This is a genomic window from Streptomyces sp. NPDC058964 (genome assembly GCF_042741275.1).
GTDB lineage: Bacteria > Actinomycetota > Actinomycetes > Streptomycetales > Streptomycetaceae > Streptomyces.
Genome location: NZ_JBHYKH010000486.1, coordinates 1 through 6,877 on the forward strand (window position 1 = coordinate 1; position 6,877 = coordinate 6,877).

Genomic DNA, 6,877 nt, shown 5'->3' on the forward strand with positions numbered 1-6,877 from the left:
CTCCTGGTCGCTGGCTGGGGTGGGGGGGGGGGGCCCCCCCCCCCCCCGGGGGCCGCCGTCCGCCTGGGCGGGGGGCGCGGCCGCGGGGCCCCCCCCCCCCCCCTTCCGCATGCGCGGGCGCCTCGTGGGGCGCGTGGGGTGGTGCGGGGGCGCGCGGTTGCCTTCGGGGCGAAAACGGGCTGGTGAGCGGGGCCGTGGGCGATGGCGTCCCGATCGGCGCCCCAGGTTTCTGAGGTGCCCCCTTCCAAGGACTTGGTTCCGGACCCCGGCTCCTCGGGGCCCGGCCCGATTTCCGACGGCCGTCCCACCGGGCATGGACGGCGTCGTGGAAGGGGGTGCCGATGGGCCGCCACCGCAAGCCCACCCGCCGGGACCGAAAATCCGTCTTCGGACGGTCAAGTGCCGGAGGAGGTGGATCTTGCGGATTTTCGGATGGTGAGCGGCCGCCCCCAAGGAACCTAGGGGCGGACACTCCGTGGTCCATCCAGGAGCCTGCTGCAGTACCCGCTGCGGTGGGCTCCACCTGGTTCCGTACGGTACCGGTGGGGCCGGCCGTACTCCACCAGCCCCGGAGCCCGAGCCGTGCCGCGCGCCCCGGTTCACAACCGATGCGCCGCCCTCATCGACGTCGGCCTCCCAGGTCGGCCGGGTCGGCTCAGGCGGCGGCCTTCTTGGCGGCGGAGAACGCGGCCCACGCGGCGATCGCGAAGAACACGAAGGTGAGCGGGTCGGCGTCGGCCTTCCACGCCTCCTGGACGATGCCGAAGTGCTGGAAGAAGACCTCGTTGAAGCTCACCCCGACCTCCTTGGCGCCGATCATGGCCTCACCGACCAGCTGGCCGAGGTAGACGGAGCCCAGCGCGAGGACCGCGCTGACGATGCCGAGGACGGGGTTGCGGCCGCCGATCCGCCCGGCCGCGAGGCCGATGACGAAGCCGACGCCCACCGCGGCCCAGCCGATCTCGTGCTTGGTGAGGCCGATGACGAGACCGTAGACGACGGCGGTGACCACGGCGGCGCCGAGGGCCGCGAGCAGGCCGACGGCGATGTTGTCCTTGCCCGGCGCGGGCGGCACCGGCAGCGGCGGCGGTACGGCGCCCGGCTGCGCGGCGTACGGCGCGGCGACCGGGGCCTGCTCGGCGGTCGGGGCCGCGTCGGCCGGCTCGGGCTGCGACGGAGGCGTGACTGACTGGCTCATGACAGGAATCCCCCCACGGGACAGGGCAAACCGGCCGGAAGTGCCGGTTGGAAAGCTGGATGGTGGAACGAAGGGCGCACGCGCGCTTGCGCGACGACCGTGGGGGAGATTAACAGTCACCACCGACAACGCCACCAGGCTTTTCCCGCTCAGAGCCGGTGCGCGGCCCCCGTCGGCGTCGCGCCCCGCGTGTCCAGCAGCAACTGGGCCTTCACCGACAGGCCCTGCATGTCGTAGGTCCGGTGCTGCTGGAGCAGGATCGTGAGGTCCGCGCCCGCCGCGGCCTCGTAGAGGGAGTCGGCGCGGGGGACCGGCCGGCCGAGGACGTTCCAGGAGGCCACGTGCGGGTCGTGGTAGCTGACGGATGCGCCCAGCTCCATCAGCCGGACCGCGATTTCCTTGGCCGGGGTGCCCTGCTGGTCGGCGAGGTCCGCCTTGTAGGTGACGCCAAGCAGCAGCACGCGTGCGCCGCGGGCCGACTTCCCGTGCTCGTTGAGGAGGGCGGCGGCGCGCTGCACGACGTACCGGGGCATGCGGCTGTTGACCTGCTGCGCCAGTTCCGCCATGCGCAGCGTGCGGCCCGCGTGGCCCGTCAGGTCCTGCGGGGCCCCGTGACCGCCCACACCCGGTCCGGGCCGGAAGGCCTGGAAGCCGAACGGCTTGGTCTCCGCGCAGCGGATGACGTCCCACAGGTCGACGCCCAGGTCGTGGCAGAGGACGGCCATCTCGTTGACGAGGGCGATGTTGACGTGCCGGAAGTTGGTCTCCAGGAGCTGCACCGTCTCTGCCTCGCGAGGCCCACGCGCGCGGACGACCTTGTCGGTGAGCCGCGCGTAGAAGGCGGCCGCCGACTCGGTGCAGGCCGGGGTGAGGCCGCCGATGACCTTGGGGGTGTTGGCCGGGGTGAAGTCGCGGTTGCCGGGGTCGACGCGGCTGGGCGAGTAGGCGAGGTGGAAGTCGCGGCCCGCGCTCAGCCCCGAGCCCTCCTCCAGCAGGGGGCGGAGGAAGTCCTCGGTCGTGCCCGGGCGCACCGGTGACTCCAGGATGACAGTGGTGCGCGGGCGCAGCCGCTCGGCCAGGGTCCGGGCGGCCGCCTCCACCTGGCTCAGGTCGAGCCCGCCGTCCGCACCCCGTGCGGTCGGTGCGCAGATCACCGCGGTGCGTACCCGGCCGAGCCCGGCCGGGTCGGTGGCGGGCCGGAAGCCCCCCGAGAGCATCCGGCGCAGTTCGGCGGGGCTGAGGGAGCCGGCCTCGGGCCCCGTGGCGTATCCGAGTGTGGCGATGCCGGCGGCCACGGCGGCCTGGGCGAGGGGCAGGCCGTAGGGACCGAGTCCGATGACGGCGAGGTCTGCGGGCATGGCGTGGGCCGTCCTTCCCAGTAACCGAAGCGGGACAGGTGCGCAAGCCCGGTGGACAGTACGAGCGAGCGCAATGTCACACTAGGAGTAAATATGACCGTTCTGGTGGATTGTTTTCTTGTGTCTTCCGGCGGTTCCGCTTCCGTTGTCCACAGGGCGGGGGCGAGTGGTGGCTGAAGTCGGGCATCCCGGTCAGAATTTGGGCAAGGGGAAGACGTGACCGGGCTTCGCCCACCGGGTGCGGCCGACGCGACCGACGTGATCGATCGACAGCGGGAGGCAGCGGTGAGGACAGCGACACTGGGGCCGGCGCAGCGCGCCGAGTCACTGGCGGCCATGGCCGAGCGCGAGCTGGACGTACTGGTCGTGGGCGGTGGGGTGGTGGGCGCCGGGACCGCGCTGGACGCGGTGACCCGCGGCCTGTCCACCGGGCTGGTCGAGGCCCGTGACTGGGCGTCGGGCACGTCCAGCAGGTCGAGCAAGCTCATTCACGGCGGGCTGCGCTATCTGGAGATGCTCGACTTCGCCCTCGTCCGGGAGGCCCTGAAGGAGCGTGGCCTGCTGCTCGAGCGGCTCGCCCCCCACCTGGTCAAGCCCGTGCCGTTCCTGTACCCGCTCCAGCGCAAGGGCTGGGAGCGGCTGTACGCGGGTTCGGGCGTCGCGCTCTACGACGCCATGTCGATGGCCCGCGGCCACGGCCGGGGCCTGCCCGTGCACCGTCATCTGAGCCGCCGTCACGCCCTGCGCGTGGCCCCCGCGCTGCGCAAGGACGCCCTGGTCGGCGCGTTGCAGTACTACGACGCCCAGATGGACGACGCCCGATATGTGGCGACACTGGTGCGCACGGCGGTGTCGTACGGCGCGATGGCCGCCAACCGCGCGCGCGTGACCGGCTTCCTGCGCGAGGGCGAACGGGTCGTCGGCGCCCGGGTGCGGGACGTGGAGGGCGGCGGCGAGTACGAGGTCCGCGCCAAGCAGGTCGTCAACGCCACGGGAGTGTGGACCGACGACACCCAGGCGATGGTGGGCGAGCGGGGACAGTTCCACGTCCGCGCCTCAAAGGGCGTTCACCTGGTCGTCCCCAAGGACCGCATCCACTCCACGACCGGTCTGATCCTGCGCACGGAGAAGTCCGTCCTGTTCGTCATCCCGTGGGGACGCCACTGGATCGTCGGCACGACCGACACCGGCTGGGACCTGGACAAGGCCCATCCGGCCGCGTCCAGCGCGGACATCGACTACGTGCTGGAACACGTCAACTCGGTGCTCTCGGTACCCCTTTCGCGCGACGACGTCCAGGGTGTGTACGCGGGACTGCGCCCGTTGCTGGCGGGCGAGTCCGACGCCACCAGCAAGCTGTCGCGCGAGCACACCGTGGCGCATCCGGTGCCGGGACTGGTGGTCGTCGCGGGCGGCAAGTACACGACGTACCGGGTCATGGCCAAGGACGCGGTCGACGAGGCCGTGCACGGTCTCGACATGCGGGTCGCCGAATGTGTCACCGAGGACATCCCGCTGCTCGGCGCGGAAGGCTACCCGGCACTGTGGAACGCGCGGGCGCGGATAGCCGCACGGACCGGACTGCACGTCGTACGCGTGGAGCACCTGCTCAACCGGTTCGGCTCGATGGCGGAGGAGCTCCTGGGTCTCATCGCCGCCGACCCCTCCCTCGGCGAGCCGCTGCAGGCCGCCGACGACTACCTGCGCGCCGAGGTGGTGTACGCAGCCTCGCACGAGGGCGCGCGGCACCTGGACGACGTGCTGACCCGCCGCACCCGCATCTCCATCGAGACCTTCGACCGGGGCACCCGCAGCGCCCGCGAGGCGGCCGAGCTGATGGCGCCCGTCCTCGGCTGGGACAAGGACCAGATCGAGCGCGAGGTCGAGCACTACGAGAAGCGGGTGGAGGCCGAGCGGGAGTCGCAGCTGCAGCCGGACGACCAGACCGCGGACGCGGCACGGCTGGGGGCGCCGGACATCGTGCCGCTGTGAGCGGGGCCGAGCGGCCCGAGCGGGAGCGGCCCGAGCCGCTCGGGCGGCTGGGCGCGGTTGTCACCCGAACGAGTGCCGTGAATAGGGATCTGTGTTCGGAACCTGCTCGTTCTACGTGGTGCGGGGGCAGAACTCGGCCGCGAGCAGCGCGGGTTCGAGGCCGGGATCCGCGATCGCGTCCGTGTTCACCCGGAAGGTGAGGACGCGTCGGCCGTCGACGGTGGCTGCGGTGCGCACGTAGCTGCCGGAGATCCGGCCGTTGTGTCCCCACACCGTGATGCCGCACGGGAGCTTCGCCGGAAATATCCCCATGCCGTACGAGCCATGTGCGGTCCGGGTGTTGAGCATCTCCCGCAGCCATCGCGGGGGCAGTAGTCCGTCGCCCAGCAGGGCCGCGTAGAAGCGGTCCAGGTCGTCGAGCGTGGTCACCAGCTCGCCCGCCGCGCCGGCCACGCGCGGGTCGAGATCGGTGACGTCGGAGCCGCCGGCCGTATAGGCACGGCCGTGCGGGGAGGGCAGCGTGGTGCGCGACCCGGGAAAGGAGGTGCCCCTCAGACCCAGGGGGGCGATGATGCGCCGCTCGGCCTCGGTGGCGTACGAGTGGCCGGTGACCTGACGGATGACCATGCCGAGCAGGACGTAGTTGGTGCTGGAGTAGGAGAAGCGGCCCGGGCGGGCCGGGGGGAGGGCGAGCGCGATGGTCACGGCCTGAGGCGGGGTCAGGGGGACGGTACCCCTGGTGACCGTGGTGAAGTCGGCGAGACCGCTGGTGTGGGTGAGCAGGGCTCGCAGGGTGATGCGCCGTCCGTCGACGCGCACCCCGCGCACCGCACCCGGCAGGTGCTGCTCCACCGTGTCGGACAGGGACAGCCGGTGTTCGGCGGCGAGTTGCAGGAGGACGGTGGCGATGAAGGTCTTGGTGATGCTGCCGGCGCGGAAGTGGTCGGCGCGGGCGATGCCCCTTCCCGTTCGCGTGTAGCGGGAGGCGGGCGGGTCGCCGGAGCCGTCGTCCTCGTCGGCCAGCAGGGCCGCGGCCGGCACCCCGCCCCGGGTGACGAACAGCGGAAGGACCGCGTCGGTGGCCTCGGCCCGGGGTGCCGTACCGAGTGCGACGGGGCCTATGAGGACGGCCAGGGCCGTCGAAATGGCCGGCAGTGTCCGAAGTGACGGCATCTTGGCTCCTTCCATGTCGAGCCCATCATCCACGGAAGCGGAATGTGTGCCTCATGGAGTCCCAGGGTGTGCGGACCGCACCACAAAGTGACGAGCACCCTGGGCGTCGGGTACTTGTCGGGTGAGGGACAATGGAGGCTCTGTCAGGGCGGGTTGCATGAGGGGACGCATGTCGGAGGCGGAGCGGGCGGGGACATCTCGTCAGGACACTCGTCAGGACAAGAGCGAGCGTCTTCTCGCCGGGCGGTACCGGCTGGGAGACGTGCTCGGCCGCGGCGGCATGGGCACGGTGTGGCGCGCCGAGGACGAGACCCTCGGCCGGACGGTCGCGGTCAAGGAGCTGCGGTTCCCGTCGAACATCGACGAGGAGGAGAAGCGGCGCCTGATCACGCGCACCCTGCGCGAGGCCAAGGCGATCGCACGGATCCGCAACAACAGCGCGGTGACCGTGTTCGACGTGGTCGACGAGGACGACCGGCCGTGGATCGTGATGGAGCTCGTCGAGGGCAAGTCCCTCGCCGAGGTCATCCGGGAGGACGGCCTGCTGGAGCCGAAGCGTGCGGCGGAGGTCGGGCTCGCGATCCTCGACGTGCTGCGCTCCGCGCACCGCGAGGGCATCCTGCACCGCGACGTGAAGCCGTCCAACGTGCTGATCGCCGAGGACGGCCGGGTCGTGCTCACCGACTTCGGCATCGCCCAGGTCGAGGGCGACCCGTCCATCACCTCCACCGGCATGCTCGTCGGCGCCCCCTCCTACATCTCCCCGGAGCGGGCCCGGGGACACAAGCCGGGACCCGCGGCCGACCTGTGGTCGCTCGGCGGCCTGCTGTACGCGTCGGTCGAGGGCGTGCCGCCCTACGACAAGGGATCGGCGATCGCCACGCTGACCGCGGTGATGACCGAGCCGCTGGAGGAGCCCAAGAACGCGGGTCCGCTCAGGGACGTCATCTACGGGCTTCTGAACAAGGATCCCGCCAAGCGGCTCGACGACGCGGGCGCCCGCGCCCTGCTCAACACGGTGATCCACGCGCCCGCGCCGGAGTCGATGGACGCCACGCGAGTCGTTCCGCTGCCGGTACAGCCGGAGCGGCCCAAGGGCAAGAGCGGAGCGGGCGAGGGCGGTTCGGCCGGCACCGGGGGCAGGCGCGGCGGCGAG

General features: G+C 72.0%; 5 protein-coding genes. 2 read left to right on the forward strand and 3 right to left on the reverse strand.

Annotated elements, in window-relative coordinates; all coding sequences use genetic code 11:
- Positions 1–655 precede the first annotated feature (655 nt).
- Both ACFW2E_RS37870 and ACFW2E_RS37875 read right to left on the reverse strand, forming a co-directional pair.
- Entirely contained in the window at positions 656–1,198 is a 543-nt protein-coding gene (locus ACFW2E_RS37870; RefSeq protein WP_384473891.1) for a hypothetical protein, read from the reverse strand.
- Positions 1,199–1,347: 149 nt separating this feature from the next.
- Positions 1,348–2,556: a nucleotide sugar dehydrogenase gene (locus ACFW2E_RS37875; protein WP_384473894.1), complete on the reverse strand. Its 1,209-nt coding sequence runs from the start codon at positions 2,554–2,556 to the stop codon at positions 1,348–1,350.
- A 285-nt stretch (positions 2,557–2,841) separates the two neighbouring features.
- Between ACFW2E_RS37875 and ACFW2E_RS37880 the strand changes: the two genes are divergently transcribed.
- Entirely contained in the window at positions 2,842–4,548 is a 1,707-nt protein-coding gene (locus ACFW2E_RS37880) for a glycerol-3-phosphate dehydrogenase/oxidase (RefSeq protein WP_384473897.1), read from the forward strand.
- Between the two features lie 111 nt (positions 4,549–4,659).
- Here ACFW2E_RS37880 and ACFW2E_RS37885 read toward each other — a convergent pair whose 3' ends face one another.
- On the reverse strand, positions 4,660–5,721 hold the full coding sequence (locus tag ACFW2E_RS37885) for a serine hydrolase domain-containing protein (protein WP_384473900.1): 1,062 nt from the start codon (positions 5,719–5,721) through the stop codon (positions 4,660–4,662).
- Positions 5,722–5,890: 169 nt separating this feature from the next.
- On the opposite strand from ACFW2E_RS37885, the gene ACFW2E_RS37890 reads away from it, so the two are divergent.
- The coding region (locus ACFW2E_RS37890) for a serine/threonine-protein kinase (RefSeq protein WP_384473903.1) at positions 5,891–6,877 on the forward strand (987 nt) is incomplete at its 3' end.